The organism is Streptomyces sp. NBC_01717 (assembly GCF_036248255.1).
Classification (GTDB): domain Bacteria; phylum Actinomycetota; class Actinomycetes; order Streptomycetales; family Streptomycetaceae; genus Streptomyces.
In genome coordinates this window covers 1,813,888-1,840,223 of sequence record NZ_CP109178.1, presented here as the reverse complement: position 1 = coordinate 1,840,223, position 26,336 = coordinate 1,813,888, and the positions used below count along the sequence as shown (strand labels likewise).

The 26,336-nt window shown below is 69.7% G+C and carries 21 protein-coding genes and 1 pseudogene; 14 read left to right on the top strand and 8 right to left on the bottom strand.

The genetic code is table 11. The features are described from left to right. Nucleotides 1–108 precede the first annotated feature (108 nt). The gene (locus OHB49_RS08440; protein ID WP_030971941.1) at nt 109–513 is read right to left on the bottom strand and encodes a DUF5997 family protein; all 405 of its coding nucleotides are present in this window, start codon (nt 511–513) and stop codon (nt 109–111) included. A 58-nt stretch (nt 514–571) separates the two neighbouring features. Between OHB49_RS08440 and OHB49_RS08435 the strand changes: the two genes are divergently transcribed. The 3 genes from OHB49_RS08435 (at nt 572) to OHB49_RS08425 (ending at nt 3,256) form a co-directional block, all read left to right on the top strand. Beyond that, entirely contained in the window at nt 572–1,345 is a 774-nt protein-coding gene (locus OHB49_RS08435) for a LysR family substrate-binding domain-containing protein (RefSeq protein WP_329159166.1), read from the top strand. A gap of 75 nt (nt 1,346–1,420) precedes the next feature. Beyond that, nucleotides 1,421–2,164: a class I SAM-dependent methyltransferase gene (locus OHB49_RS08430; protein ID WP_329159165.1), complete on the top strand. Its 744-nt coding sequence runs from the start codon at nt 1,421–1,423 to the stop codon at nt 2,162–2,164. A 162-nt stretch (nt 2,165–2,326) separates the two neighbouring features. Then, nucleotides 2,327–3,256, top strand: a complete 930-nt coding sequence (locus tag OHB49_RS08425; protein ID WP_329159163.1) for a class I SAM-dependent methyltransferase — start codon at nt 2,327–2,329, stop codon at nt 3,254–3,256. A 49-nt stretch (nt 3,257–3,305) separates the two neighbouring features. Here the strand turns inward: OHB49_RS08425 and OHB49_RS08420 are convergent, their stop codons facing one another. The 4 genes from OHB49_RS08420 to OHB49_RS08405 form a co-directional block, all read right to left on the bottom strand. Then, nucleotides 3,306–3,788, bottom strand: coding sequence for an RICIN domain-containing protein (locus OHB49_RS08420; RefSeq protein WP_329159162.1), 483 nt, complete (start codon nt 3,786–3,788; stop codon nt 3,306–3,308). 90 nt (nt 3,789–3,878) lie between these two features. After that, on the bottom strand, nt 3,879–4,715 hold the full coding sequence (locus OHB49_RS08415; RefSeq protein WP_329159160.1) for an aldo/keto reductase: 837 nt from the start codon (nt 4,713–4,715) through the stop codon (nt 3,879–3,881). Nucleotides 4,716–4,823: 108 nt separating this feature from the next. Further along, nucleotides 4,824–6,623, bottom strand: coding sequence for an AMP-dependent synthetase/ligase (locus OHB49_RS08410; protein ID WP_329166406.1), 1,800 nt, complete (start codon nt 6,621–6,623; stop codon nt 4,824–4,826). A gap of 228 nt (nt 6,624–6,851) precedes the next feature. Continuing rightward, nucleotides 6,852–7,754 carry a LysR family transcriptional regulator gene (locus OHB49_RS08405; RefSeq protein WP_030971954.1) on the bottom strand — a complete coding sequence of 301 codons (903 nt, stop codon included), beginning with the start codon at nt 7,752–7,754 and terminating at the stop codon, nt 6,852–6,854. Nucleotides 7,755–7,871: 117 nt separating this feature from the next. Between OHB49_RS08405 and OHB49_RS08400 the strand changes: the two genes are divergently transcribed. After that, nucleotides 7,872–8,945, top strand: a complete 1,074-nt coding sequence (locus OHB49_RS08400; RefSeq protein ID WP_329159156.1) for a bile acid:sodium symporter family protein — start codon at nt 7,872–7,874, stop codon at nt 8,943–8,945. Between the two features lie 161 nt (nt 8,946–9,106). Here the strand turns inward: OHB49_RS08400 and fdhD are convergent, their stop codons facing one another. Further along, nucleotides 9,107–9,955: a formate dehydrogenase accessory sulfurtransferase FdhD gene (gene fdhD, locus OHB49_RS08395; protein WP_030971958.1), complete on the bottom strand. Its 849-nt coding sequence runs from the start codon at nt 9,953–9,955 to the stop codon at nt 9,107–9,109. Between the two features lie 5 nt (nt 9,956–9,960). Further along, a pseudogene (locus tag OHB49_RS08390) lies at nt 9,961–10,107 on the bottom strand (2Fe-2S iron-sulfur cluster-binding protein); the annotation flags it as partial. Between the two features lie 307 nt (nt 10,108–10,414). Between OHB49_RS08390 and OHB49_RS08385 the strand changes: the two are divergent. Next, complete coding sequence (locus OHB49_RS08385) at nt 10,415–11,371, top strand: beta-ketoacyl-ACP synthase III (protein ID WP_030971962.1); 957 nt, start codon at nt 10,415–10,417, stop codon at nt 11,369–11,371. Between the two features lie 64 nt (nt 11,372–11,435). After that, on the top strand, nt 11,436–12,113 hold the full coding sequence (locus OHB49_RS08380; RefSeq protein ID WP_329159154.1) for a GntR family transcriptional regulator: 678 nt from the start codon (nt 11,436–11,438) through the stop codon (nt 12,111–12,113). Between the two features lie 96 nt (nt 12,114–12,209). Here OHB49_RS08380 and OHB49_RS08375 read toward each other — a convergent pair whose 3' ends face one another. Then, nucleotides 12,210–13,676 carry an MFS transporter gene (locus OHB49_RS08375; protein ID WP_329159152.1) on the bottom strand — a complete coding sequence of 489 codons (1,467 nt, stop codon included), beginning with the start codon at nt 13,674–13,676 and terminating at the stop codon, nt 12,210–12,212. Nucleotides 13,677–13,852: 176 nt separating this feature from the next. Here OHB49_RS08375 and OHB49_RS08370 point away from each other — a divergent pair, with 176 nt between their 5' ends. The 8 genes from OHB49_RS08370 to OHB49_RS08335 all read left to right on the top strand — a co-directional run bounded on the left by OHB49_RS08370 (nt 13,853) and on the right by OHB49_RS08335 (nt 26,220). Further along, nucleotides 13,853–14,299: a MarR family winged helix-turn-helix transcriptional regulator gene (locus OHB49_RS08370; RefSeq protein ID WP_329159150.1), complete on the top strand. Its 447-nt coding sequence runs from the start codon at nt 13,853–13,855 to the stop codon at nt 14,297–14,299. Between the two features lie 387 nt (nt 14,300–14,686). Continuing rightward, on the top strand, nt 14,687–15,868 hold the full coding sequence (locus tag OHB49_RS08365) for an ROK family transcriptional regulator (RefSeq protein ID WP_329166405.1): 1,182 nt from the start codon (nt 14,687–14,689) through the stop codon (nt 15,866–15,868). Between the two features lie 142 nt (nt 15,869–16,010). Beyond that, nucleotides 16,011–17,546, top strand: a complete 1,536-nt coding sequence (locus tag OHB49_RS08360; protein WP_329159148.1) for a sugar ABC transporter ATP-binding protein — start codon at nt 16,011–16,013, stop codon at nt 17,544–17,546. After that, nucleotides 17,543–18,592 (top strand): ABC transporter permease, encoded by a 1,050-nt coding sequence (locus tag OHB49_RS08355; RefSeq protein ID WP_030971981.1) that lies wholly within the window; start codon nt 17,543–17,545, stop codon nt 18,590–18,592. The genes OHB49_RS08360 and OHB49_RS08355 overlap by 4 nt, the downstream gene beginning before the upstream one ends. Nucleotides 18,593–18,690: 98 nt before the next feature. Then, nucleotides 18,691–19,728 (top strand): substrate-binding domain-containing protein, encoded by a 1,038-nt coding sequence (locus OHB49_RS08350; RefSeq protein ID WP_030971982.1) that lies wholly within the window; start codon nt 18,691–18,693, stop codon nt 19,726–19,728. A 68-nt stretch (nt 19,729–19,796) separates the two neighbouring features. Then, on the top strand, nt 19,797–21,026 hold the full coding sequence (locus tag OHB49_RS08345) for a Gfo/Idh/MocA family protein (RefSeq protein WP_030971984.1): 1,230 nt from the start codon (nt 19,797–19,799) through the stop codon (nt 21,024–21,026). A gap of 12 nt (nt 21,027–21,038) precedes the next feature. Beyond that, nucleotides 21,039–22,043 (top strand): sugar phosphate isomerase/epimerase family protein, encoded by a 1,005-nt coding sequence (locus tag OHB49_RS08340; RefSeq protein WP_030971985.1) that lies wholly within the window; start codon nt 21,039–21,041, stop codon nt 22,041–22,043. A gap of 454 nt (nt 22,044–22,497) precedes the next feature. Continuing rightward, complete coding sequence (locus tag OHB49_RS08335) at nt 22,498–26,220, top strand: ThuA domain-containing protein (RefSeq protein WP_329159142.1); 3,723 nt, start codon at nt 22,498–22,500, stop codon at nt 26,218–26,220. Nucleotides 26,221–26,336 lie beyond the last annotated feature (116 nt).

The window sequence follows — 26,336 nt, the reverse complement described above, 5'->3', positions numbered from 1 at the left end:
GCGAGCCGACGCGTAGGGGTGTCGTCGCGCTCCACCGCCTCCCCGTGCGCCTCCCGGGTGTGCCCGCGCACGCGGCGCCCACCGCCGTCGAGCACGGGGGAGACGAGGTCAGCGGGTCTGGTCGCCGCGCTCCGCCTGCTTCTCCGCGTTCATCTCCTTGATGCGGACCGCTTCCTTCCGGACCTCGGCCTGGGTGGCGCGTTCCTTCTGCAGCCACTCGGGAAGCTCCTTCTTCAGCGCCTCGATCTGCTCCGTGGTGAGGGCGTCCGTGATGCCGCCACGCGCGAGACCCGAGATGGAGATGCCGAGCTTCGCCGCGACCACCGGACGGGGGTGGGGGCCGTTGCGCCGCAGTTCCTGCAGCCACTCGGGCGGATCGGCCTGCAGCGCGTTGAGCTCGCTGCGCGAGACGACACCCTCCTGGAACTCGGTGGGGGTGGCCTCGAGGTACACACCCAGTTTCTTCGCCGCGGTCGCGGGCTTCATGGTCTGGGTGGTCTGGTGCGACGTCATGGTGTCAAGAGTAGCGAGCGTGTGCGATACCTCCGACCACGACCGGTAACCTGGCGGGGTGACAGGCTCCGAGATCCCCCCTTCTTTCCGGCTTGCGTATGTACCAGGCGTGACGCCGACCAAGTGGGTGCGTATCTGGAACGAGCGGCTGCCCGAGATCCCCCTGACCCTCGTCGCGGTGACCGCCGCGGAGGCATCCGACGTGTTGCGGGGCGGCGGCGCCGACGCGGGATTCGTGCGGCTGCCGATCGACCGGACGGACCTCAGCGCGATCCCCCTGTACACCGAGACGACGGTGGTCGTGATCCCGAAGGACCACATCGCGGCCGCGGTCGACGAGGTGTCCGCCGAGGATCTGGCCGACGAGATCGTGCTGCATCCCCTCGACGACACCCTCGACTGGGAGCGTCCGCCGGGACGGCCCGCGAACGAGCGCCCGGCCACGACGGCGGACGCCATCGAACTGGTGGCTGCAGGAGTGGGCCTGTTGGTCGTCCCGCAGTCGCTGGCGCGCCTGCACCACCGCAAGGACCTCACGTACCGGCCGGTCACCGGCGCTCCCGAGTCGCGCGTCGCACTGTCGTGGCCGGAGGACGCAACCACCGACATGGTGGAGGACTTCATCGGGATCGTCCGGGGGCGGACCGTGAACAGCTCCCGGGGCCGCACCGCCACCCCGCCCCAGCCGAAGCAGCGCAAGCGCCCCGACGCGGGTGACGCGCGGCGGAAGCCCGCGGCCGGCAAGTCGGGCGGCAAGAGTCCACGGGGCGGTGCCGGCGGCCCGAAGGGCGGCAAGGGCGGCAAGGGCGGCAAGCCGCGCCGTCGGTCGTAGAGCCCCGGCCTCGCGTATTCGCAGTCTTCCGGCAGCCCCCACCCTGGGTCCGGCCGGTGTCCTACAGTCGTCCGCATGCTCGACTACAACACCGAGGCGGCTGTCTACGACGCGACCCGCGGTGGCGTGCCCAGGGCCGAGTCCGCGGCCCGCGCCGTGCTGGGCCTGGTCCCGGAGTCCGCGCGCACACTGCTGGACATCGGCTGCGGTACGGGGCTGGTCACCCAGCGGATCGCGGCGGCCCGGCCCGGACTGAAGGTGCTGGGCACCGATGCCTCGTACGGAATGGCGCGGCTTGCCCGGCAGCGGATCGGCGCGGTGGCGCTCGGCGACGCGCGCCGGCTGCCGCTGGGCGCCTCGACCGTGGACGCGGTCGGTGCGATCTGGCTGCTGCATCTGCTGCGGGGAGCGGGGGACGCGCGAGCGGTGGTGTCCGAGGCCGCCCGGGTACTGGGGCCCGGCGGGGTGTTCGTCACCACGGTCGACAAGGACGCGGCGCACGACGTGGGCAGCGACATCGACGAGGCGTTCGCCCCCTATCTGAGGCCGAAGCCGTCGGACAGCGAGGAACTGGTCGCCGCGTACGGGGCGGAAGCCGGGCTCGACGTGGTGGGGGAGGCCCGCTTCCTCGGCCATGGACAGGGGCGGACACCGCTGGCGGCGGCGCGAAGTGTGCGCAGGGGTGACTTCGTCTCGCGTCTGGAGCTGCCGGGGGCGGCGGCCGACCGGCTCGCGGCGGCGCTGCTGGCTCTGCCCGACGGGAACCGGCCGCGCCGCGACCCGGAGTACCGGTTGCTGGTGTTCCGCCGCCGGGACTGACGGCGGGACCGCAATGCGTGGCCGGCGCGCACACGTGCCTGGCGCACGAGTGGCGCCGGCGCCGTCGACGACCGCGTCGTCCACAGGACCGGCGCGGCGGCGGCTTGCCGAATCGGCAACAAGGCTATGCCGGACACCTGATACGGGGCGAGTCTTGTCCGCATGACGAAGCATGCCGACCACGGCCCTCACCACGACATCGCCCACGGAAGGCACGACCGTGCCGGGCACGGCCCTCACCACGACACCACCGACTTCGACTGGGACGTCATGGGTCCGATCCTGGAGCGGAACGCCGAGCTCAGCAGCCCGCAGTACCGGGAGGCAGCCCGCTGGATCGCCGGTCTTCCCACCGCCTCGCGGGTACGCCGGGTCCTCGACATCGGCAGTGGCCCCGGCGTGATCGCGTGTCTGCTCGCCGAGGCGTTCCCGGAAGCCGAAGTCGTCGCCGTGGACGGCACCCCGGCGCTGCTGGAGCGCGCCCGGGCCCGCGCCGTACGGCTCGGCCTCGGTGACCGCGTCCGTACGCTGCACGCGGAGCTCCCGGACGAACTGGCGAAGCTGGGGGACGCGGACCTGATCTGGGCGGGCAACGCGCTGCACCACATGGGTGACCAACGCGCCGTCCTCACCGGTTTCGCCGGGCTGCTGCGCCCGGGTGGCACCGTCGCCCTGGTCGAGGGCGGGCTGCCGCCCCGTCAGCTGCCACGCGACATCGGGTTCGGCCGGCCGGGCCTGGAGGCGAGGCTCGACGCGGTGACCGCAGACTGGTTCGAGGAGATGAGGGCGTCCCTTCCGGACGCCAAGCGGGAGACCGAGGACTGGAGCGCCCTGTTCACCGCGGTGGGGCTGGCTCCGCAGGGCACCCGCAGCTTCCTGCTCGATCTGCCCGCACCACTCTCCGACCAGGCCCGCGACCATGTCATCGCCGAATTCGCCCGGCGGCGCGAGATGTTTGCCGACGCGCTCGCCGCCGACGACCTCGCCGTACTCGACCGGCTGCTCGATCCCGACGACCCGGCCGGGCTGCGCCACCGCCCGGACGTCTTCCTGCTCACGGCACGCACGGTCCACCTGGCCCGGCGCGCCTGAGGGTTGTCCCGTCATCCCTGTGGGGCGCCCAGGGCCGATGGGACAGCCCTCAGCGCCCCTGGGACACCGGTTCCAACTGCCACCACTGACCGGGGGAGTCGGTGTCCTCCCACTGCTGGACGTTGGCGCCGTCCGCCGTGCTGCCGTCGGCCACTTCGAGGACGAGTCCGCTGATGAAGCTGACCAGGGTCACGGTGCCCGGCGCATCCAGGTGCTGTTCGACCAGCCATTCCTGGGCGCCGTAGTTGTTGGCCTTCCACTGCTGGACATTGGCGCCGTTCTCCGTGGACGCGTTGGCGACGTCCAGTCGTTTGCCGCTGTGCGCGTTGGTCAGATGGTGGAGGGCGGCACCTTCGTGCACCGGTGAGAGCTGCCAGTGCTGGGCGCCCACCCCGTCCCGCTTCTCGCTGCCCTGTTGCACATTGGCGCCGCTGCCCTTGGCGGAGCCGTACACCTCCAGCAGCAGCCCACTGCCCACATTGCGCAGCCGGTACAGGCCCGGTTCGACGACGGGTGCGGTCTCCCCGCTCATGGCGCGGTCCTCCAGGTTCGGGCATACGGACGCCGCCCGGCTCGAGACCGGGCGGCGGTTCCGTGTGATTCGGTCGTGGAGCGGTGGGGCTCAGGCGCCGAGGTTGAACTCGCCGGGGTTCGGACCGAGGCGCTTGCCCTCGTCCAGCGCGGCGAACGCGGCGAGGTCGTCGGCGTCCAGCTCGAAGCCGAACACATCGAGGTTCTCCGCGATCCGCGACGGCGTCACGGACTTCGGGATCACCACGTTGCCCGTCTGGATGTGCCAGCGGAGCACCACCTGCGCGGGCGTGCGACCGTGCTTCTGGGCGATCGCGACGACCGTCGGGACCTCCAGGAGGCCCTTGCCCTGACCAAGCGGCGACCAGGCCTCGGTCGCGATGTCGTGCTTGGCGTGGAAGGCGCGGGACTCGGCCTGCTGGAGCTGCGGGTGCAGCTCGATCTGGTTGATCACGGGGACCACGGAGGTCTCACCGAGCAGGCGCTCCAGGTGCTCGGGCAGGAAGTTCGAGACACCGATGGCCTTCGCGCGGCCGTCGGCGTAGATCTTCTCGAAGGCCTTGTACGTGTCGATGTACGCGTCCTTGGCCGGCACCGGCCAGTGGATCAGGTACAGGTCGACATAGTCGAGACCCAGCTTGTCGAGCGAGGCGTCGAACGCACGCAGGGTGGTGTCGTAGCCCTGCTGGCTGTTCCACAGCTTCGTGGTGACGAACAGCTCTTCCCGGGCGACACCGGAGTCGGCGATGGCCTTGCCCGTGCCCTGCTCGTTCTCGTAGATCGCGGCGGTGTCGATGCTCCGGTACCCGGACTCGATGGCCGTCGTGACCGCCTTCGTCGCTTCGGTGTCCGGCACCTGCCAGACACCGAAACCGAGCTGCGGCATCTCGACGCCATTGTTGAGGGTGATGGAGGGGACCTGGCTCACGAGCGGTCGATCCTTACGTCGTCGGTTCGGTATTCCCTGGGTCAACGATCAACGGCCCTGAAGCATTCCCGGCGAGGGGCATTTCAGGTCGGCGGCCCCGGGCACGCCTCACCGGTACAGCGCGTCCACCTCGGCGGCGTACGCCGTCTCGATCGCCTTCCGTTTCAGCTTGAGGGACGGGGTCAGCAGACCGTGCTCCTCGGTGAACTGATGCGCCAGTATCCGGAACGTACGGATCGACTCGGCCTGCGACACCGCCGTGTTGGCCGCCACCACCGCCCGCCGGACCTCCATCTCCAGATCCGGGTCACGCACCAGGTCCGCCGCCCTCATCGGTGGCCGCCCCTGCATGGAGAGCCAGTGGTCCACGGACTCCTGGTCCACGGTCACCAGCGCCGCGATGTACGGCCGGTCGTTGCCGACCACGATGCACTGCGCGACCAGCGGATGCGCCCGCACCCGCTCCTCCAGACCGGCCGGCGACACACTCTTGCCGCCCGACGTCACCAGGATCTCCTTCTTCCGCCCGGTGATGGTCAGATAGCCGTCCTCGTCGAGTGCACCCAGGTCGCCGGTGGCCAGCCAACCGTCGTACAGCACCGCGTCGGTGGCCTTCGGGTCGCCCAGGTAGCCGCCGAAGACATTGCGTCCGTACACCCATATCTCGCCGTCGTCGGCGATGTGCACGGTGGTGCCGGGGATCGGCTGCCCGACCGTGCCGTACCGGGTGCGCTCCGGCGGATTGGCGGTGGCCGCCGCAGTCGACTCGGTCAGTCCGTACCCCTCGTACACCGTGATGCCGGCGCCCTCGAAGAACAGGCCGAGCTGCCGCTCCATCCCGGAGCCGCCCGACATGGCGTGCCGCACCCGGCCGCCCATCGCGTCGCGGACCTTCTTGAACACGACCTTGTCGAAGAACTGGTGCTGCATCCGCAGCCCCGGCGACGGCCCGGGGCCGGTTCCGAACGCCTTGTGCTCCATCGCGTCCGCGTACCTCACCGCGACGTCGAAGGCCTTGTCGAACGGCCCGAGCTTGCCCTCCGCCTCGGCCTTGCGCCGGGCGCCGTTGAAGACCTTCTCGAAGATGTACGGGACCGCCAGGATGAACGTCGGCCGGAACGTCACCAGGTCCGGCATCAGCGCCTTCGCCGACAGCTCCGGCTGATGGCCCAGCTTCACCCGGCCGCGGATCGCCGTGACCTCGACCATCCGGCCGAAGACATGCGCCAGTGGCAGGAAGAGGAGCGTGGCGGCCTCGTCGCCCGGCTTGGAGTGGAAGACCGACTCCCACCGGGCGGCCATGGTGTCCGTCTCGAACATGAAGTTGGCGTGGGTGATCACACAGCCCTTGGGCCGGCCCGTCGTACCGGACGTGTAGATGATGGTCGCCACGGACTCGGGCGTCACCGCCCGCCGGTGCCGGTGCACCACCTCGTCCTCGACATGGGTGCCCGCGTCGACGAGCTCGGTCACCGCGTCGGAGTCCAGCTGCCACAGCCGTCTCAGCCCGGGCAGCCGGTCGATCACCGAAGCGATCGTCATCGCGTGATCCTCGTGCTCGACCACGATGGCGGACACATCGGCGTCGTGCAGCATCCAGAAGACCTGCTCGGCCGAGGACGTCGGGTAGATCGGCACCGACTGGGCACCGACCGTCCACAGCGCGAAATCGAAGAGCGTCCACTCGTACCGGGTACGGGACATCAGGGCGACCCGGTCGCCGAACCGGACGCCGTGGGCGATCAGCCCCTTGGCGAGGGCCAGCACCTCGTCACGGAATGTCGCGGCGGTGATGTCACGCCAGTGTCCGCTCGCGTCCTTCCGGCCGAACGCAATCCGATGCGGGTCCTCCTCCGGGTAGTCGAAGACGACATCAGCCAGACCGCCGACGTGGGGCGCGGCCGCCATGGGTGGGACCGTGAACTCGCGCAATGAACTGCTCCTTGTGGCGCTCCGCACAGCGCCGTGACGCTACCTGATCGGGCGGCGCGACGGGAGGGCCCGGAGGCTCTGGAAAGCGTGGCATCTGTACAGGTCAGCCACAAATATCCGGCCACATGGGCAGGGCTCGGGCGCACATCTGACGGAGGAGTAAGTAGCTTGCGCCGGAATCTCCACCGAATCTGTACGCCTCGGTCACGCGCCCTCCCGGCCGCCGATCGCGTTGATCCCGCCGACGGAGCGGATCAGCCGGTCGCCTCCCGCCAGGATCGCCGCCGCGAGCGCGTCCGCCGCCTCCTGCGCCGCGTCCCGGCGGCGGCCGTGCAGCAGGACGAAATCCACATCGCCGAGCTCCGGCAGCCCCGCCCTGGCCGGCACCGGGGTCAGTCCCGGTGGGATGAGGCCGCGCGTGTGCGCCATCACGCCCAGCCCGGCATGGGCCGCCGCGATCAGTCCGCTCAGGCTCGTACTCGTACAGGCGACCCGCCACGACCGGCCGTGCTCCTCCAGCACCTCCAGGGCGCGGGCCCGGGTGATGCCCGGCGGCGGAAAGAGGACCAGCGGCACCGGACGGTCCGGATCGATCCGCACGTGCGGTGCGCCGATCCAGGTCAGCGCGTCCTGCCAGACCAGCTCACCGTGCGTGTCACCGGTCCGCCGCTTGGCGAGGACCAGATCGAGCCGGCCCGCCGCCAGCTGCCGGTGCAGCGTCCCGGAGAGCTCCACGGTCAGCTCCAGCTCGACCTCCGGGTGGTCACGGCGGAACGACTCCAGGATCTCCGGCAGCCGGGTCAGTACGAAGTCCTCGGAGGCCCCGAACCGCAGCCGGCCGCGCAGCCGGGTCCCGGTGAAGAACGCCGCTGCCCGCTCATGGGCCTGCAGGATCGTCCGGGCGAAGCCGAGCATCGCCTCGCCGTCCCCGGTGAGATCGACCCGGTGCGTGTCCCGGGTGAACAGCTGCCGTCCCGTCGCGTCCTCGAGCCGCCGCACATGCTGGCTCACCGTGGACTGCCGTACGCCGAGCCGACGGGCGGCCTGGGTGAAACTCAGCGTCTGGGCGACGGCGAGAAAGGTACGGAGCTGTGCAGGGTCGTACATAGTGCCAGGTTATCGCGGAACATGATGACAGTGAGAGCGGTATGCGGGATTCCCGATCGCGGTGATCAAGAGCAAGATGGAGAGGGCACGACCTGAACGAGAGAACACGTGGAGCACATGAGCCGCCGCACCTTGAAGCTGCCGTCCTGGTTGCCGATCGACCCGTACATCCTGGCGCTGATCGGCACCGTCGCGGTTGCGGCGCTGCTCCCCGCGTCGGGGGCCGCCGCGGACGTGGCGGGCGGCGCGTCGACCGGAGCGGTCGCCCTTCTCTTCTTCCTGTACGGCGCCCGCCTCTCGACCGCCGAGGCGCTCGACGGACTCAAGCACTGGCGGCTCCATCTCACCGTCCTGATCTGCACGTTCGTCGCGTTCCCGCTGCTGGGTCTGGCGGGCGAGAGCCTGGTTCCGTACGTCCTGACGCCCCAGCTCTACAGCGGCTTCCTCTTCCTCTGCCTCGTCCCGTCGACCATCCAGTCGTCGATCGCGTTCACCTCGATCGCCCGCGGCAACGTGCCGGCGGCGATCTGCGCGGGCTCCTTCTCCTCGCTAGCCGGGATCTTCCTCACCCCGCTGCTCGCTGCCGGGCTGCTCGGCAACAGCGGTGGCGGATTCTCCGGGGACGCGCTGCTGAAGATCGGGGTCCAACTGCTGCTGCCGTTCGTCGCCGGGCAGTTGCTGCGCCGCTGGATCGGGGGGTTCATCACCCGCCACAAGAAGGTGCTCGGCTATGTCGACCGGGGCTCGATCCTGCTGGTCGTCTACACCGCGTTCAGCGAGGGCATGGTCGCCGGAATCTGGCACCAGGTCACCCCGGCCCGGCTCGGTGCGTTGCTCGCCGCCGAAGCGGTGCTGCTCGCACTGATGCTCGCACTGACCTGGCACGGGGCGAAGCGGCTCGGCTTCGACCGGGGCGACCGGATCGCCATCCAGTTCGCCGGTTCGAAGAAGAGCCTGGCCTCGGGGCTGCCGATGGCGAGCGTGCTCTTCGGAGCACACGCGAGCCTGGCCGTGCTGCCGCTGATGCTTTTCCACCAGATGCAGCTGATGGTGTGCGCGGTGATCGCGAAGCGTCGCTCGCGCGACCCGCTCGAGAGGCTCGACCCGCGCGACCCGCAGCAGGGGCGCCGGGAGCGGTCAGGGAATCCGGCGAGCGGTGCGGCGGCGGAGGAGCCGGTCGCGGTGGGCTGACCGGCTCGCCCGCGGCGTGAGCCGCTGACCGGTGGCGTGGCCCGACGGCTCATTCCGTCGCCCCCGAACGGGCCGATGACGTACTCACGGGGCGGGACCGGCCGGCGCAGGGGGCGCTCCCCGCCGGCCGGGTCCCTGACCCGTGTTGCGGGCCGGGCCGCTCAGCCCTGGCCGACCGTCGCCTCCAGGGCGATGCGGTGGTCACCCGCGTACACGTTCATGGACGGACCCCGCAGAAAGCCGACCAGGGTCAGTCCGGTCTCGGCCGCCAGATCGACGGCGAGCGACGACGGCGCCGAGACCGCGGCGAGCATCGGGATGCCGGCCATCACCGCCTTCTGGGCCAGCTCGAACGAGGCCCGCCCCGACACCAGCAGAATCGCCCGGGACAGCGGCAGCCGGTGGTCGGTCAGGGCCCGGCCGACGAGCTTGTCGACCGCGTTGTGCCGGCCGACGTCCTCCCGGATGTCGAGGAGTTCCCCCGTCTCGGAGAACAGCGCCGCCGCGTGCAGACCTCCGGTCCGGTCGAAGACCCGCTGCGCCTCGCGCAGCCGGTCGGGAAGGGCCGAGAGCAGCGCGGGCTCGACCCGGACCGGGGGAGTGTCGGCGATCGGGTGCCGGGTCGTGGTGCGGACCGCGTCGAGGCTCGCCTTGCCGCACAGCCCGCAGGACGACGTCGTGTAGACGTTGCGCTCCAACGTGATGTCGGGGACCTGCACGCCGGGCGCGAGCTTCACGTCCACCACGTTGTACGTGTTCACGCCGTCGGCCGTCGCCCCCGCGCAGTACACGATCGACTGCACCTCGGAGCCGTCACCGATCACGCCCTCGCTGACGAGGAAGCCCGCGGCCAGTGCGAAGTCGTCGCCCGGCGTACGCATCGTGATCGCCAGCGGCCTGCCGTTCAGCCGGATCTCCAGAGGCTCCTCGGCGACAAGTGTGTCGGGGCGGGCGGAGACCACCCCGTCCCTGATGCGAATGGTGCGGCGGCGCTCGGTGACCCGTCCCATGGCGGTTAAACCCGATTCTGTACGTGTTGGAAGCCGAAACGGCCCTTGATGCAGAGGTTGCCGTGGGTCACCGGGTTGTCGTGCGGTGAGGTGACCTCGACGATTTCATTGTGCTGCACATGGAGTGTGAGATCGCCTCCCACGCCGCAGTGGGTGGCGCGGACGGCAGCGTGCCTCCGGCCTCGCGTACGAGGGGGGTGTGTCAGCCGCTCGTTCGCACCGGCACCGACAACTGCGACTTTCACGGGGGCTCTCCGTTCGGTGAAGGACCGAGCGCGGGAACAGGAGACGATGTCAAGTCGACCGAATATTGTCTACAGTATGCGTTCAAAGGCGTCAAGGGTGTTGTCAAGCCTCCAAGCCTCGGCCGGTAATCCTGTGGGATCACGTGCACCCGTACCGGGCGGTAGCCACCAAGACTGGATAGTTCCTGCCATACGTAGCGAGGGGAACCTCTACATGACCGGCTCACGTGTCGTGGCGCTCGGCCACTATCAGCCCGCCAAGGTGCTCACCAACGACGACCTGGCGGCCATGGTCGACACCAGCGACGAGTGGATCACCAGTCGCGTCGGGATCAAGACTCGCCATGTGGGAGGCCCTGACGAGCCGGTGGACGAGATGGCCGCCCACGCGGCGGCCAAGGCGCTCGCCGCGGCCGGTCTGCTCCCCACGGACATCGATCTGGTCCTCGTCGCGACCTCCACCGCCATGGACCGGTCGCCGAGCATGTCGGCGCGGGTCGCCGCCCGGCTCGGCATGGGTTCCCCGGCCGTGATGGACATCAATGTGGTCTGCTCCGGCTTCACCCACGCCCTCGCCACCGCGGATCACGCCGTCCGGGCGGGCGCCGCGACCCGTGCGCTGGTGATCGGTGCCGACAAGATGGCCGACATCGCCGACTGGACCGACCGCTCCACCTGCGTCCTGCTCGGCGACGGCGCGGGCGCCGCGGTCGTGGTCGCGGATCCGCGGGGCGATGCGGACGCCGCGCCCGGAATCGGCCCCGTGCTGTGGGGTTCGGTGCCGGAGATGGGGCGTGCGGTGCGGATCGAGGGGACGCCGCCGCGCTTTGCCCAGGAGGGGCAGTCCGTCTACCGCTGGGCCACCACTCAACTGCCGCCCATCGCGCGCAAGGTGTGCGAAAGGGCCGGGGTCGCCCCCGAGGATCTCGCTGCGGTGGTACTGCATCAGGCCAATTTGCGGATCATCGAGCCGGTCGCCCGGAAGATCGGTGCGGTCAACGCCGTCATCGCCCGCGATGTAGTGGATTCGGGCAATACATCCGCCGCTTCCATCCCCATGGCGCTGTCGAAACTGGTCGAACGGGGTGAGGTCGAGAGCGGTGCCCCGGCGCTGCTTTTCGGGTTCGGCGGAAATCTTTCGTACGCAGGTCAGGTGATCCGCTGTCCCTGACCCCCATTGTGCTCGGTAGACTGTAGACGATAAGCAATTGCTCGTCGCCCGGAGGGGGACCGCGATGTTGTCCACAGGACTGCCGCAAGGGGCTGTGCCGAAGCTGGAACGGCCCGGTCCGCTGCGCGAGCGTGTCTATGAGGCGCTGCTCGAACTGATCACCACGCGTGCGCTCCGCCCCGGCCAGCATCTGGTCGAGAGCGAACTCGCGGGACACCTCGGCGTGTCGCGACAGCCGGTGCGCGAGGCGTTGCAGCGGCTGAACACCGAGGGCTGGGTCGATCTGCGGCCCGCGCAAGGTGCGTTCGTCCATGAACCCACCGAGGAGGAAGCGGACCAGTTGCTGTCGGTCCGTACGCTCCTGGAGGCCGAGGCCGCCCGGCTGGCCGCGGCCAACTCGGGCACGGCCGGCATCGCCGCGCTCGAAGAGCTCTGCGCCAAGGGTGAGCAGGCCGTCGCCGACGACGATGTGGATCTCGCCGTTGCCACCAATGCCGCGTTCCACGCCAAGGTCATGGAACTGGCGGGCAATGTCGTCCTCGCCGAACTCGCCGGACAGGTGGACCGCCGGGTCCGCTGGTACTACACCCCGGTGGCCCGCCAGCGCGGCACCCAGTCCTGGATCGAGCACCGCGCACTGATTGCGGCGATCTCCTCGCGGGACGAACAGCGGGCCACGGAGATCATGCGGACGCACACGGAGCACACGCGCAAGACGTACCACCAGCGCGAACAGGGCTAGACGAGCTGAGGGGCGCTCAGCCCGACACCACGCAACAGCAGGTTGTCCTGCCCCGTGACGGGACAGGACAACCTCGCTCGGGTGGTGGGCGGCCGGTCAGGCCTTGACTTCGGCCTCGGTCACCTCGGAGGCCGTGTGCTGGGGAACGGTGGCCCCCGGCCGTGCCGCCGCCCTCACGGGAATGAGGGAAGCAACGACCGCAGCCGCGAGACCCACGCCGCAGCCGATCAGCATGGCGATGCGGAAGCCGTCCTCGGAAGGCAGGGCGTAACCGCCGAAGTCGGTGGTCAGCTGGGCCAGGACCACACCGATCACGGCGGCCGAGACCGAGCTGCCGATCGAACGCATCAGAGTGTTGAAACTGTTGGCGGAGGCGGTCTCCGACTGCGGGACCGCACCCATGATGAGGGCCGGCATCGCTCCGTAGGCGAAGCCGACGCCCGTGTTGCAGACGATGGTCACGGCCAGCAGGCTCCAGGTGGAGCCGGAGCTGATGATCGGCAGGGAGATGCCGTAGCCGACGCCGATGATCAGGCTTCCCACGGCCAGGGTGACCTTGGGGCCCTTGGCGGCAGAGAGCTTGGCGCCGATCGGCGACATGACCATCATCATCAGGCCCGCCGGCGCCATCCACAGGCCCATGGCGAGCATCGACTGGCCCAGGCCGTAGCCGGTGGCCTCGGGCAGCTGCAGCAGCTGGGGCACGACCAGGGACTGGGCGTACATCGCGAACCCGACCAGGATCGAGGCCGCGTTGGTCATCAGTACCTGCGGGCGGGCGGTCACCCGCAGGTCGACCAGCGGATCGCTGATGCGCAGCTCCCACCAGCCCCAGACCAGCAGCACGATGACAGCGGCGGCGAACAGGCCGAGTGTGGTGCCGCTGCCCCAGCCCCAGTCGGCGCCCTTGGAGACGGCGAGCAGCAGGCAGATCAGCGCGCTGCCCAGGCCGATGGCACCGGGCAGGTCGAAGCCGCCCGAGGCCTTGTTCTCGCGGTCCCCGGGCACGAAGATCCAGATCAGCGTGCCGACGGCCAGGGCCAGGGCCGCGACGACCCAGAACAGCACCCGCCAACTGGAGTTCTCCGCGATCGCGGCGGCGAAGGGCAGGCCGAGCGCGCCGCCCACCCCCATGGATGCACTCATGATCGCGATGGACGAGCCGAGCTTCTCGGCCGGCACCACGTCGCGCAGGAGGCTGATGCCCAGAGGTACCACGCCCATGCCCAGGCCCTGCAGACCACGACCGGCGATCATCGGGACGACGGAGGACGACAGGGCGCAGACCACCGAGCCCGCGATCAGCGGAATCAGGGAGGTCAGCAGCATGCGTCGCTTGCCGTACATGTCGCCGAGGCGCCCGGCGACGGGCGTCGACACGGCGGCGGCCAGCAGCGTGGCGGTGATCACCCATGAGGCGTTCGATGCGGAGGTGTCGAGCAGCTTCGGCAGTTCCGCGATCAGCGGCACCACCAGGGTCTGCGTGATCGCGGCCACGATGCCCGCGAAGGCGAGGATGCCGACAACACCGCCTGAGCGTGCTGCGGGCTGGGGACTGTCCACGGGTACTCCCTCTTGCTTTTCGGGGCCATGGCGAGATGCACCATGCAGTCGATGTGCACCCTACACTTGATGTGCTTCATGCACTTCACATGCATCATGCATGCAATTCGTGATATATCTACTGGAAGGTGACCTTCCTGAAAGGAAGGCAAGCCCGCGGCCGAAGGAAACCCTGCGTGGACATGCCCCTTGACCAGATCGAGTTCGAGACCATGCTTCTCAGTCGGTACATGCATCTGCTCACGTACCGGGGCAGCGGGCGACTCGACCGCAGTGCCTACATCCTCCTCAGTCGCATCCAGGCCGAGGGTCCGTTGTCCATCAGTCAGCTCAGCGACGCCTTCGGCCTGGACACCTCCACCCTCAACCGCCAGACCGCCGCCATGCTGCGAGCCGGTGTCGTCGAGCGCATCCCCGACCCCGAGGGCGGTATCGCCCGCAAGTTCGCCATCAGCGCCGAAGGCAAGCGCCGCCTGGACAACGACCGGGCCAAGAACGTGAACGGCCTGTCCCATGTGCTGGCCGACTGGACGCCCGAGGAGGCGGCCCAGCTCGCGCACTGCCTCGGGCGCCTCAACCGCGACATCGAGCGCCTCGACGGCCGTCCCTGGCCCCGCGACTGAGTGCGGCCGCGATCCGCGGCCGGGAGCTGAGGGCGGCGTGGGCGGTATCGCGAGACGGTGAGGCCGCCCCGGCTCGCCCGTAGGGAAGGGAGTCGTCGCGAAGCCGGCGAGATCGACGCGCGGTCAATTCGATGTGCGGTCACGGTGTGCGCGGCTCCGGAGGGTCCGTTCCGGCGCCGCTGACTCCCCCGCCGCGTCGTGCCGCGGTGCACTGAAGGCACCCGTGCCGAAGCGGGCCCCTGACAAGGCAACCAGCTTTGTCCTCGGTGTGGAGAAAGTTGTAGCGGATTCCTGCGCAACTTCTTCCCACTCCCGGCAACCGCTGCTACGTTCCACTCGAAAGCCCGACGGATGAGCCGATGTGGCGGGGAGGGGCGCGTGAGACGTATGACGGCACGACCCGCGAATGCGCATCAGGCGCGACTGCTCCGGCTGTTGCGCGACGACGGGCCCAACTCACGGGCACAGCTGGGGGATCAGATCGATCTCTCCCGCTCCAAGCTCGCCGTCGAGGTGGACCGGCTGCTGGAGACCGGACTTGTCGTGGCCGACGGACTCGCCGCCTCCCGCGGCGGGCGTCGCTCGCACAACATCCGGCTCGCTCCCGCACTGCGCTTCCTCGGCGTCGACATCGGCGCCACATCGATCGACGTGGCGGTCACCAACGCGGAGCTGGAGGTCCTGGGTCACCTCAACCACCCCATGGACGTGCGCGAAGGACCCGTCGCCGTCTTCGAGCAGGTGCTGTCCATGGCGGCCAAGCTCCGGGCCTCCGGGCTCGCGGAAGGCTTCGACGGCGCCGGCATCGGCGTACCCGGACCGGTCCGCTTCCCCGAAGGCGTACCGGTCGCACCCCCGATCATGCCCGGCTGGGACGGTTTCCCGGTCCGCGAGGCGCTCAGCCAGGAACTGGGCTGCCCCGTCATGGTCGACAACGATGTGAACCTGATGGCGATGGGGGAGCAGCACGCAGGCGTCGCACGCTCCGTGGGGGACTTCCTCTGCGTCAAGATCGGTACCGGCATCGGCTGCGGCATCGTCGTCGGCGGCGACGTGTACCGCGGCACGACGGGCAGTGCGGGCGACATCGGGCATATCCAGGTCGAACCCGACGGGCGTGCATGCGCCTGCGGCAACCGGGGTTGTCTGGAGGCCCACTTCAGCGGTGCGGCGCTGGCCCGCGACGCCGAGGACGCGGCGCGCACGGGCCAGTCGCAGGAACTCGCGGCCCGGCTGGAGTCGGCCGGCCGGCTCACCGCCGCCGATGTGGCCGCCTCGGCGGCGGCAGGTGACGCGACCTCACTCGACCTGATCCGCGAGGGCGGCAACCGGGTCGGCCAGGTCATCGCCGGACTCGTCAGCTTCTTCAACCCCGGACTGGTGGTGATCGGGGGCGGCGTGACCGGCCTCGGCCACACGCTCCTCGCCAGCGTCCGGACCCAGGTCTACCGGCAGTCCCTGCCGCTGGCCACCGGAAATCTTCCCATCGTGCTGGGCGAGTTGGGACCGACCGCCGGAGTCATCGGCGCCGCCCGGCTCATCAGCGACCACCTGTTCTCACCGGCCTGATCCTCGGCCGGCCGTACGGCACCAGCGATTGAACGGCAACTGAGCACCACCCGCACCTGGTACAGCCCTGCCCGCTCACCGGCCCTTCCCCAAGCTCTCGGCTTCGCTCGAGCAGGGGCCCGTTTCGCCGAGGGGATTTGTCATGGCACCAGAACCACCCCTGCTCACCATGTCCGGCATCACCAAGTCTTTCCCCGGTGTGCGCGCTCTCGACGGCGTGGACCTGGAGGTCCAGGCCGGTGAGGTCCATTGTCTGCTCGGGCAGAACGGCGCCGGCAAGTCGACCCTCATCAAGGTGCTCGCCGGAGCCCACCAGCCCGACGACGGCGAGATCGCCTGGCGCGGCGCACCCGTCGCACTGAAGTCGCCGATCGCCGCCATGCGCCTCGGCATCGCCACCATCTACCAGGAACTCGACCTGGTCGAGGGCCTCTCGGTCGCCGAGAACATCTTCCTCGGCCATGAACCCACCACCGCCCGCTTCATCGTCCGCACCCGCGAGGGCCGGACCGCGGCCGCCGCACTGCTGAAGCGCCTCGGCCACCCCGAGATCGATCCCGCCCGCCCGGTCGGCGCGCTCTCCGCGGCCCAGCAGCAGATCGTCTCCATGGCACGGGCGCTCTCCCACGACGTACGGCTCATCGTGATGGACGAGCCGTCAGCCGCCCTCGACCCCGACGAGGTCGACAACCTCTTCCGTATCGTCGCCTCACTCACCGCCGACGGTGTCGCCGTCGTCTACATCTCCCACCGGCTGGAGGAGATCCGCCGGATCGGCGACCGGGTGACCGTGCTGAAGGACGGGCGGGCCGTCGCGGTCGGTCTGCCCGCCAAGTCCACCCCGACACGGGACATCGTCGCCATGATGACCGGCCGCAACGTCGAGTACGTCTTCCCGCAGCGCCCCGAGGCCTCCGCGGAGGTCACGGAGGCCGCCCGGCAGGATCCCGTACTCACCGTCGAAGGGCTCGCCAGGGAAGGGGAGTTCGCACCGCTCGACCTCGCGCTGCGGCCCGGCGAGATCGTCGGCCTCGCCGGCCTGGTCGGCTCCGGGCGCTCCGAGATCCTGGAGACGATCTACGGCGCCCGCAGGCCGAGCGCGGGCCGGGTCCTGGTCGGCGGGCGGCCGCTGCGCCCCGGCAGCGTCCGCGCCGCCGTCGCGGCGGGCATCGGGCTCGCCCCCGAGGAACGCAAGGCGCAGGCCCTGCTGATGCTCGAATCCGTCACCCGCAATGTCTCCGTGTCCTCCATGTCCCGCTTCTCCAGGGCAGGTTGGCTCGACCGCGGGGCCGAGCGCCGGGCGGCCCGCACCGCCACCCGTGAACTGTCGCTGCGCCCCGACAACCCGGACACCCCCGTCCGTACTCTCTCCGGCGGCAACCAGCAGAAGGCCGTCCTGGCCCGCTGGCTGCTGCGCGGCTGCCGGGTGCTGCTGCTCGACGAACCGACCCGCGGCGTCGACGTCGGCGCCCGCGCCGAGCTCTACGCCGTGATCCGCCGGCTGGCCGACGAAGGCCTCGCCGTCCTGCTGGTCTCCAGCGAAGTGCCCGAAGTGCTGGGCCTCGCCGACCGGGTGCTGGTGCTCCGCGAGGGCCGCGTCGTGCATACGGCGGACGCCCGGGAGCTCGACGAGCACCGCGTACTCGACCTCGTGATGGAAGGGAGCCCGACGTCATGACACAGCCCGTCTCCTCGGCGCAGCACGGTGGGCCGGACAAGGCGGTCCCGCCCGCCCCGGCCTCGGTGCCGCCCTCGAAGGGCGGCGGACTGCGCGCTCTCGGGGTGCGCGCGGACGTCCGTAACCTGTCGCTGCTCGGCGTCCTCGCCGTACTGATCGCCGTCGGCGGATTCACCGAGCCCGACGCCTTCCTGGACACCGGGAACCTGCAGCTGATCCTGACCCAGTCGTCCGTCATCGGCGTCGTCACCGTCGGTATGACGTTCGTCATCACCAGCGGCGGCATCGATCTGTCGGTCGGTGCCATGGTCGCGCTCGCCTCGGTCTGGGCGACCACGCTCGCCACCCAGGAGTACGGCTTCGCAGGCATCCTCTTCACTGCCGTGCTCGTCGGACTCGGCGCCGGACTCGTCAACGGGCTGCTGATCGCGTACGGGAGGATCGTGCCGTTCATCGCGACGCTGGCCATGCTCGCCTCGGCCCGCGGCCTCGCCCTGCAGCTCACCGACGGCAAGACGCAGATCGTCACCGTCCAGTCGGTCCTGGACCTGGGCCTGCCCGACTCGTACGTCCTCGGCATACCGCCCCTGGTGATGGCGTTCGCCGCGGTCACCGTCATCGGCTGGCTGGTGCTGAATCGCACGACGTTCGGTCGCCGCACGGTCGCGGTCGGCGGCAACGCGGAAGCGGCCCGGCTCGCCGGGATCGATGTACGGCGCCAGCGGCTCTATCTGTATCTGCTCTCCGGGCTGTGCTGCGGCATCGCCGCCTTCATGCTGATCATCCTGTCCGGCTCGGGACAGAACACCAACGGCAACCTGTACGAGCTCGACGCCATCGCCGCCGCGATCATCGGCGGCACCCTGCTCAGCGGCGGACGCGGCACGATCGTCGGATCCGTCCTCGGCGTCCTCGTCTTCACCACCATCACCAACATCTTCGCTCTCAACAATCTGCAGAGCGATGTCCAGCAGATCGCCAAGGGCGCGATCATCGTCGCCGCCGTCCTGGTCCAGCGCCGAACCTCGGCCCACGGGGAGACCTGAGCCCCGGCTCTCCCCACTCCCGTCCCACCTCACCCCATATCCCGCCCCACCCACAGTTCCGCATGCCACCGACGCACCGGATGAAGGGTTCCACAGCCATGCCAGAAACCAGCCGCAGAGGACTGCTCTTCGGCACCGCAGCCGTCTCCGCGGGCGCCCTCCTCACCGCCTGCACCAGCAATGAGCCCAAGAAGCCGCAGACCTCGCAGACCGATCAGCCGGCCGCCGACAACAAGCCCGGCAAGCCCGTCACCATCGGCTTCGCCGGTCCGCAGGCCGACCACGGGTGGCTCAACGCCATCAATGAGAACGCCAAGTCGCAGGCGGAGAAGTACTCCGAGGTGACCCTGGAGATCACCGAGGGCTCCAACGACACCGCCGCCCAGATCGGCCAGGTCAAGACCCTCATCAACAAGAAGGTCGACGTCCTCGTCATCCTCCCGGCCGACGGCAAGGCGCTCACCCAGGTCGGCCTGGAAGCGATGAAGGCGGGCATCCCCGTCATCAACCTGGACCGCATCTTCGCCTCGCCGCAGGCCTACCGCTGCTGGGTCGGCGGCGACAACTACGGCATGGGCCTCAACGCCGGTACGTACATCGGCGAACAGCTCAAGGACAAGCAGAACGCCAAGGTCGTCGAGCTCGCGGGCATCGACAACCTGGAGCTCACCAAGCAGCGCAGCCAGGGCTTCGCCGACGCTCTCAAGAACTACCCCAACGTCAAGCTGGTCGCCCGGCAGGCCGCCGAGTTCACCGTCGAGACAGGCCAGGCGAAGATGGCCCAACTCCTGCAGGCACAGAAGCAGTTCGACGCCCTGTGGAACCACGACGACGACCAGGGTGTCGGCGCGCTGCGTGCCATCCAGCAGGCCGGCCGGGACGAGTTCCTGATGGTCGGCGGCGCGGGCGCCAAGTCCGCCATGGACGCCATCAAGGCCGACAACAGCGTCCTGAAGGCCACCGTCCTCTACCCGCCGACGATGGCCGCGTCCGCCATCGACCTGGCGCGCGCACTCGGTCAGGGCAAGGGCATCGGCGGCCTCTCCGAACTGGAGATCCCGACCAGCCTCACGCTCTACTCCGCCGTCGTCACCAAGGACAACATCGACCAGTACCTGCCGACGGGCTTCAGCTGATCCGCAGTCCAGGAGGGTGCTGACCCTCCTGCCGCCCCCACCGAACGACCGACGAGGAGGAAGCCCGTATGGCCCGTAGGGAAGAGACGGAGCAGGAAGCCGAAGCGCCGCCGTCGACAGAGCCGGCGGCGACGCTCGGGGTCGGCATGGTCGGATACGCGTTCATGGGCGCCGCCCACTCCCAGGGGTGGCGCACCGCGGGACACGTCTTCGACCTGCCGATGAGGCCGGCTCTCGCCGCGATCTGCGGACGCGACCGTACGGCGGTCACCGCCGCCGCCGAACGTCACGGCTGGGCGGCTGCGGAGACCGACTGGCGCGCCCTGATCGCCCGGGACGACGTCCAGCTCGTCGACATCTGCACGCCCGGCGACAGCCATGCGGAGATCGCCATCGCCGCCCTGGAGGCCGGCAAACACGTGCTGTGCGAGAAGCCGCTCGCCAACACGGTCGCCGAGGCGGAGGCCATGACCGAGGCCGCGGAACGGGCCAGGGCCCGCGGCCAGGTGGCAATGGTCGGTTTCAACTACCGCAAGGTGCCGGCGATCGCGTACGCACGGAGGCTGATCGCCGACGGCAGGCTCGGCGCCCTGCGGCACGTACGCGCCACCTATCTCCAGGACTGGCTGGTCGACCCCGACTCGCCCCTCACCTGGCGGCTCGAGCGCGAACACGCCGGATCCGGTGCGCTCGGCGACCTGGGGGCGCACATCATCGACCTCGCCCAGTATCTGGCGGGGGAGCTCCTGGTGGGGGTGTCGGCGGTGTCCGAGACGTTCGTACGGGAGCGCCCCCTGCTCGCCGGAGCGTCGGCGGGACTCTCGGGCGTCGCGAGCAGCGAGGCCCGAGGGGCGGTCACCGTCGACGACGCGGCCGTGTTCACCGGCAGGCTCGCCTCCGGAGCGCTGGCGTCGTTCGAGGCGACCCGGATGGCGGCGGGCCGCAAGAACGCGCTGCGGCTGGAGCTCAACGGGGAGCGCGGCTCGCTCGCCTTCGATCTGGAGCGGCTCAACGAACTGTCCTTCCACGATCACACCGAACCGGCCGCCACGGCCGGGTTCCGCCGCATCCTCGTCACCGAGCCCGAACACCCGTACCTGGAGGCATGGTGGCCGCCGGGCCATGCCCTCGGCTACGAGCACACCTTCATCCATCAGGCCCGCGACCTCGTCCGGACGATCGCCGAAGGGGCGGACCCGGTGCCGTCGTTCGCCGACGGGCTCCAGGTGCAGCGGGTGCTCGCGGCCGTGGAGGAGAGCGCCGAGAAGAACTCCGTCCACACCCCCGTACAGCTCTAGGAGGTCCCGCGCATGCCCCGTCCCTTCACTCTCTTCACCGGCCAGTGGGCCGACCTGCCGCTGGAGGAGGTCTGCCGGCTCGCCCGTGACTTCGGCTACGACGGGCTCGAACTCGCCTGCTGGGGCGACCACTTCGAGGTCGACAAGGCCCTCAACGACCCCGGCTATCTGGCCGGGCGGCACCAGCTGCTCGACAAGTACGGGCTGAAGTGCTGGGCGATCTCCAACCACCTCGTCGGCCAGGCCGTCTGCGACAACCCGATCGACGAACGCCACCAGGGCATCCTGCCCGCCAGGATCTGGGGCGACGGTGAGCCCGAAGGGGTACGGCGCAGGGCCGCCGAGGAGATCAAGAACACCGCCCGCGCGGCCGCGGCATTCGGGGTCCGCACCGTCATCGGCTTCACCGGCTCGTCGATCTGGCACCTGGTGGCGATGTTCCCGCCGGTGCCACCGCGGATGATCGAGCGTGGCTACGAGGACTTCGCCGAACGCTGGAACCCGATCCTCGACGTGTTCGACGCGGAGGGCGTCCGGTTCGCCCACGAGGTGCACCCCAGCGAGATCGCGTACGACTACTGGACCACGCACCGCGCCCTGGAGGCCGTCGACCACCGGGCCGCGTTCGGGCTGAACTTCGACCCGAGCCACTTCGTCTGGCAGGACCTCGACCCGGTCGGCTTCCTCTACGACTTCCGGGACCGGATCTACCACGTGGACTGCAAGGAGGCGCGCAAACGCCTCGACGGGCGCAACGGCCGCCTCGGCTCGCACCTCCCGTGGGGCGATCCACGGCGCGGCTGGGACTTCGTCTCCGGCGGGCACGGTGATGTGCCGTGGGAGGACGTGTTCCGGATGCTCCGGTCGATCGGCTACGAAGGGCCGATCTCGGTGGAGTGGGAGGACGCCGGAATGGACCGGCTGGTGGGTGCGCCGGAAGCGCTTGCCACGCTGAAGAGGTACGACTTCGACCCGCCGGCGGCGTCGTTCGACGCGGCGTTCGGGGGCGGCGACTGACAGTTCCCGGGGGCTCCGCCCCCGCATCCAAGCTCCTCGATCGCCGGAGGGCCGGCTTTCCGGCCTCGGCTCCGGTGGCCCGCTCAGGCGGCAGAACCCAAGCCTGCCCGGCGTCTCAGGGCATCTTGGCCAGCCCGTCCGGCGATTGAGGACCGCAGGGCCCGGGGCAGAGCCCCGGTTCGGGCAGGGGAAAGGCCCGACGGCAGCAAGCCCGCCGTCGGGGCGGTCCCGGCTGCCCTCATCCCTCTTTGTCCTGCAGCAGGAAAAAGTTCAACTCAACTGCTGTGCAAGGGCTTTCCGCCTCGGACGAACAGGTCTACCGTCCCTGTGGTGTACACGAAATGACTCGCGTCGCTGGAGCCCCATCAGGCCCCAGGTGACCTGCGCGGCAGTCCCCGCGCGGAACGGCTCGGCTCCACCCGCCCGTACAACCGGCACTCTCCGGAGGACACTCGTGCACAGAAGCAGAACCAGAATCCGGCCCCGACTCCGCAAGTCCCTCGCCCTGCTCACCGGCGGCCTGCTCACCGCAGCCACCCTCGCCCTGGGCGCCCCCGGCGCCTCCGCGTCGGGCCCGGCCTCGCCGGCGGCCACCGACGCCGCGGCGGCCGCGGGTGAGGACTTCCAGCAGGTCACCCTCGCCAAGGGCGCGGCCGAAACCGGCGAACCCATGTCGCTGGCCGTGCTCCCGGACCGCAGCGTCCTGCACACCTCGCGCAGCGGCGAGCTGCGGATCACCGACAGCGCCGGCAACACCAAGGTCTCCGGCGTGCTCCCGGTCTACTCGCACGACGAGGAAGGCCTCCAGGGCGTCGGCATCGACCCGGACTTCGACAAGAACCGGGCGATCTACCTCTATTACGCGCCGCCGCTGGACACCCCGTCCGGCGACGCCCCGGAGACCGGCACCGCCGCCGACTTCGCCAAGTTCGACGGCGTCAACCGGCTCTCCCGCTTCGTCCTCAAGGAGGACGGCACCCTCGACCTGAGCAGCGAGAGGAAGGTCCTCGACGTCAAGACGTCGCGCGGCATCTGCTGCCACGTCGGCGGCGACATCGACTTCGACGCACAGGGGAACCTGTACCTGTCGACCGGTGACGACTCCAACCCCTTCGCCTCCGACGGTTACACGCCGATCGACGAACGCCCCGACCGCAACCCGGCGTTCGATGCCCGGCGCACCTCGGGCAACACCAACGACCTGCGCGGCAAGATCCTCCGGATCAAGGTCTCCGACGACGGCTCGTACACCATCCCCGAGGGCAACCTCTTCGCCCCGGGCACGGACAAGACCCGGCCCGAGATCTACGCCATGGGCTTCCGCAACCCGTTCCGCTTCAGCGTCGACAAGGCCACCGGCATCGCCTACGTCGGTGACTACGGTCCCGACGCCGGCGCGGCCGACCCGAAGCGCGGACCCGGCGGACAGGTCGAGTTCGCCCGGGTGACGAAGGCGGGCAACTTCGGCTGGCCGTTCTGCACCGGGAAGAACGACCCCTTCGTCGACTACGACTTCGCGACGAAGACGTCAGGTGCGGCCTTCGACTGCGCCGCCCCGAAGAACACCTCGCCGCACAACACCGGTCTGGTCGACCTGCCCCCGGCGCAGCCCGCCTGGATCCCGTACGACGGCGGATCCGTGCCCGAGTTCGGTACCGGCTCCGAGTCGCCGATGGGCGGCCCCGTCTACCACTACGACGCCGACCTCGACTCGCCCGTGAAGTTCCCCGAGGCGTACGACGGAGACTTCTTCGCCGGTGAGTTCGGCCGGCAGTGGATCAAGCGCATCGAGCAGGACGGCGACGGCAACGTCCAGTCCATCAACGACATCCCGTGGTCCGGGACCCAGGTGATGGACATGGCCTTCGGCCCGGACGGCGCGCTGTACGTCCTGGACTACGGCGTCTCCTGGTTCGGCGGCGACGAGCACTCGGCGCTCTACCGCATCGAGAACGCCACCGGCGGCCACTCGCCGATTGCCGAAGCCTCCTCCAACAAGACGTCCGGCACCGCGCCGCTGAAGGTGCAGTTCTCCTCCGCGGGCACCTCGGACTCCGACAACGACGCACTCACCTATGCCTGGGACTTCGGCGACGGCGGTAAGTCGACCGCCGCGAACCCCACGTACACGTACAAGAAGAACGGCACCTACACCGCGACCGTCACCGCCAAGGACCCCACCGGCCGCACCGGTTCGGCGAGCGTCCATGTGACCGTCGGCAACACCGCACCCACGGTGAACCTGGAACTCCCCGGTGACGGACAGCTGTTCAGCTTCGGCGACGACATCCCGTTCAAGGTGACCGTCACCGACCCCGAGGACGGCGCGATCGACTGCTCCAAGGTCCAGGTCAGCTTCGTACTCGGCCACGACAGCCACGGCCACCCGATCACCACGGAACACGGCTGCTCCGGCACCATCAAGACCGAGATGGACGGCGGTCACGACCCGAACGCCAACATCTTCGGAGTCATCGACGCCTCGTACACCGACGGTGGAGGCGGCGGCCAGGCCGCGCTCAGCGGCCACGACCAGTCGCAGCTCCAGCCCCGCCACCGGCAGGCCGAGCACTTCACCGAGTCGTCCGGCATCCAGACGTACGACAAGGCGAACGCGGAGGGCGGCAAGACGGTCGGCGACATCAACAACGACGACTGGATCGCCTTCAAGCCGTACATCCTCGGAGACTCCACCAAGCTCACCGCCCGGATCTCGTCCGGCGGCGCGGGCGGCTTCCTCGAAGTACGGGCCGGCTCCGCGACCGGCAAGATCCTCGGCTCCGCACCGGTTCCGGTGACCGGCGGCTGGGAGAACTTCCAGGACATCGACGTACCGCTGCGCGGCGTCCCGAAGCAGGCCACGGAACTCTTCCTGGTCTTCAAGGGCGGCGAGGGCGCGCTGTACGACATCGACGACTTCGAGCTCTCCAACAGCGCCCCCGACCGGACCGCCAAGCGGGTCCTGGTCTTCTCGAAGACGGCCGGCTTCCGCCACGACGCCATTCCCGAGGGTGTCGCCGCACTGAAGGAACTCGGCGCGAGCAGCAACATCACCGTCGACGCCACCGAGGAAGCAGGCCAGTTCACCACCAGCAACCTGGCCCGCTACGACGCCGTCGTGTTCCTCTCCACGACCGGTGACGTGCTCAACGCCGACCAGCAGAAGGCGTTCGAGAACTACATCGCCACCGGTGGCGGCTACATGGGCGTGCACGCCGCCGCGGACACCGAGTACGACTGGGCGTTCTACGGGGGGCTCGTCGGGGCCTACTTCGCCGGGCACCCCGCGATCCAGCCCGTCACCGTGCGCGTCGAGGATCACAAGCACCCGGCCACCGCCCACCTGGACGATGCCTGGGAGCGCACCGACGAGCTGTACAACTACCGCACCAACCCGCGTGACAAGGTGAAGGTCCTCGCCACGCTCGACGAGACGACCTACACCGGCGGCACCATGAAGGGCGATCACCCGATCACCTGGTGCCAGTCCTACGGGGGCGGCCGCTCCTTCTACACCGGCCTCGGCCACACCAAGGAGTCGTACGCCGAACCGGACTTCCGCCAGCTCCTCCTCGGTGGCGTCCGCTACGCGGCCGGACAGGTCAAGGGCGACTGCAAGCCGGACACCGGCTACCGGTCGATCTTCAACGGCAAGACGCTCGAAGGGTGGAAGCAGGCCGGCCCCGGAAAGTTCGACGTCGTCGACGGTGAACTCCGCTCCCAGGGCGGCATGGGTCTCCTCACCTACCAGCCCAAGGAGCTCGGGTCGTACTCCCTGAAGCTCGACTGGAAGCTGTCGGGCGACGACAACTCCGGTGTCTTCGTCGGCTTCCCGGAGTCCGACGACCCCTGGTCCGCGGTGAACAACGGCTACGAGGTCCAGATCGACGCCACCGACGCGCCCGACCGCACCACGGGCTCCGTCTACACCTTCAAGGCGGCGAACATCAAGGCCCGTGACCAGGTCCTGCGGCCGCCCGGCCAGTGGAACAGCTACGAGATCAAGGTCCAGGGTGAACGGCTCCAGGTCTTCCTGAACGGGGTCAAGATCAACGACTTCACCAACACCGATCCCGTACGCAGCCTGAAGGACGGCTACATCGGCCTCCAGAACCACGGAGCCGACGACCAGGTGTCCTTCCGCAACATTCAGTTGAAGGAGCTGCCGGCCGCGTAGGGCGACAGCCGCAGTCCGACGGCGGGCGGGGCAAAGGCCCTACCCCGCCCGCCGTCACCACCTCTTCCCTGCCCGCCCCGATCTGATCAGCGCCACTCTCTTCGCACTGCCCAGCC